This is a genomic window from Megasphaera intestinihominis (assembly GCF_040096415.1).
GTDB lineage: Bacteria > Bacillota > Negativicutes > Veillonellales > Megasphaeraceae > Megasphaera > Megasphaera intestinihominis.
Window position 1 is genome coordinate 1 of the sequence record NZ_JBBMEU010000115.1, and the last position, 2,746, is coordinate 2,746.

4 protein-coding genes are annotated in these 2,746 nt (G+C 29.5%); all 4 read right to left on the minus strand.

Translation table 11 applies throughout. From position 1 onward, the window contains the following. Window positions 1-52: 52 nt before the first annotated feature. Genes WMO23_RS11105 through WMO23_RS11120 form a run of 4 tightly spaced genes read right to left on the minus strand, consistent with a single transcriptional unit; the run spans window position 53 to window position 2,620 of the window. Window positions 53-505: a hypothetical protein gene (locus WMO23_RS11105; protein ID WP_349174089.1), complete on the minus strand. Its 453-nt coding sequence runs from the start codon at window positions 503-505 to the stop codon at window positions 53-55. Beyond that, the gene (locus tag WMO23_RS11110) at window positions 502-1,209 is read right to left on the minus strand and encodes an ABC transporter ATP-binding protein (RefSeq protein ID WP_349174091.1); all 708 of its coding nucleotides are present in this window, start codon (window positions 1,207-1,209) and stop codon (window positions 502-504) included. The genes WMO23_RS11105 and WMO23_RS11110 overlap by 4 nt, the downstream gene beginning before the upstream one ends. A 52-nt stretch (window positions 1,210-1,261) precedes the next feature. Further along, on the minus strand, window positions 1,262-2,053 hold the full coding sequence (locus WMO23_RS11115; protein WP_349174092.1) for an ABC transporter permease: 792 nt from the start codon (window positions 2,051-2,053) through the stop codon (window positions 1,262-1,264). A 3-nt stretch (window positions 2,054-2,056) separates the two neighbouring features. Continuing rightward, window positions 2,057-2,620, minus strand: a complete 564-nt coding sequence (locus tag WMO23_RS11120) for a glycosyltransferase (RefSeq protein ID WP_349174094.1) — start codon at window positions 2,618-2,620, stop codon at window positions 2,057-2,059. Window positions 2,621-2,746: the final 126 nt, after the last annotated feature.

Below are 2,746 nucleotides of genomic sequence, written 5' to 3' on the forward strand. Positions count from 1 at the left end.
CGACAGGATGTCTCAGCTTATGCAGCAATACGATGTTGCTTATTGAATCGATTTACACAAAACTCTTGACACACCCACATTCTAACTTTTGACTATCAGAATTATACAATAAATGCGTATCTGAATTATACAACTTACGATTTTTTTCAAACGAGTTATCGTCCAATATAGTATTATTTGATTTCGGATGACTTTTCCAATGAACCAAGTCATTACTAACTGCAATACAAGGATTCTCAAATCTGGCATTATGCTTTGGATAGGGTGTAAATGCCATCCAATACTTATATCCACTTAATCCATTAGGAATATAAACAACTTTAGGATGACAAGCTCCATATCCTTGATAAGGTGTTAATAGTTGAATTTCATCGCGACGAGAAAAATAATTTATTTTTTTATAGTTTTTATGAACACAAAAGCCAGTAATCCCTCCTATAATAAATACTATAAGCATTAAGATAACGAAAGATTTCTTTTTATTAAAATTTGTTTCCATAATCATTTTGCCTTTCTATCAAGAAATTTTTCATACTCAGAACAAATATTTTGTACATTATCCCCAAACTGAACCATTTTGCCTTTTTCTAACCATAATATTTTATTGCACATAGACTTTACTTGATTTAAGGAATGAGATACCAAAATAGTAGTGGCGCCACCGCTAATAATATCCTTCATCTTTTTTTCACTTTTTTTCCTAAATGCACCATCACCTACAGACAACACTTCATCTAAAATTAAAATGTCCGGATTAATCAGCGAAGCTATTGAAAAAGCTAATCTTGATTTCATCCCTGAAGACAAAAATTTAAATGGCCGATCTTGAAAATCTTTTAGTTCAGCAAATTCAATTATGTCATTGTATTTACTATTCATAAATGGTCTAGTATAGCCTAACATAGCTCCGCGTAAATATGTGTTTTCTTTAACCGTCAAATCTCCATCAAATCCGCTTCCTAATTCTAATAAAGCAACAAGTTTACCTCGCTTTTCAATCTTTCCCGTGCTAGGTACCATAATACCAGAAATAGCTTTTAGTAACGTGGACTTACCAGCTCCATTACTACCGATAATTCCCAACATATCACCTTTATTTAAAGTGAAACTTATATGTTTATTAGCCCAAAATTCTTTAGTATCATAATTTCCTTTTAGTCTGCGTAAAACATATTCTTTAAATCCTATACTCTTAAAATCACCTACCATATATTTAATCGAAACATTCTCCACTCTTAGAACAGTCATATGATTTCACCTTTCAAATATAGTACAAAAATCTATAGTTATATTTCTTATAAATGTATATACCAAGAGCAAACAAACTTACGGCATAAGCGGCTAAAATACAATGCATTCTTAAATCTGGTATGTATCCGTCAATAACAATACATCGCATATAATGAATACAATCAAAAACGGGGTTAAAATAAAAAACACTTTGCACTGCTGGTGACATTGTATCTATATTATAAAAAATAGCAGACCCATACATAACAACTTGTGTAAATAATCGATAAAGGTATTGAATATCTTTAAAAAACACAAAAAGTGCTGACAAAATCAATCCAATCCCTAAATTCATAAAAATCAAGCATAAAAGAGGATATACAAGACATAAAAAATTAATATGAATTGTGATTCCATCACCGAGTACAAAAAGAAAATAAATACCTAATATAATTGCAAAATTGATTAACGCTGAAATATTTTTAGAAAATAGAAATAAATATTTAGGTACATTAATTTTCTTAAAAATGGCAGCATTATTAGCTAACGCCCCCATTCCTTCATTTGTAGATTCAACATAATAATTAAATACGACTTGCCCAGTAAACAAATAAACAATATAGTGTGAAGTGCCTCTACCAAAAAATTGTCCAAAAATAAACGCCATTACTCCCAACATCATCAAGGGAGATAAAACACTCCAAAACATGCCCAAAATGGTTCTTTTATACTTTTTTTTGAAATCTCTCTTAACTAATTCCTCAAATAAAAATTTATTTTTTTGTATATAAAAATTAATTTCATGTGTTTTCCCAATCATCATTCCTTAACACCTCCCCAAAAATTCCAAAAATTTTTCTGTTACTTTTTTTCTTGAATAACGCGCCTGAATCATATCATAATTATCTTGTAACTGTTTAACAGTTATCTGATTGCTATTTTCAATTCTCTCTACTAATTCATCAAAATTATGGACTATACATAATGGAATTCTACTCAATACTTCTTTCGAACCTTCATTCTCAAAACAATACACCATTTTACCATTCAAAATCCCCTCAATATAAGGCATTCCAAAAGATTGTGAATACGAAAAATCTATAGCTAAGTCATTAATTTTAAATGTTGCTTTGATATCATTAGTTTTTCCTTGATAATATAAACAATCGTCTAAATCTCTACTATATATTTCATCAATTAGCCAACCAACTAGTTCTCCGTCTCCATATATATTGACAATAATATTTTCTATTTTATTTTCTTTTAAAAATTCCCCAAATTCTAACAATCTAATTAAGTCTTTTCTTCTCTCTTCACTAATACGAAGCAAGTATGCACATCTATAAACATTATTTTCTTCAATAGGTACAATTTCACTTTCTTCAATCATTCTTGTTGAATCCAAGCAATTTCCTAATACTTCATAATTCTTATAATTTCAGCAGTTTACAACTTTTTGAACAAATAAATATCGCGTAACCACACTTTGAAGTATAATGAATCTGCTAAAACACAT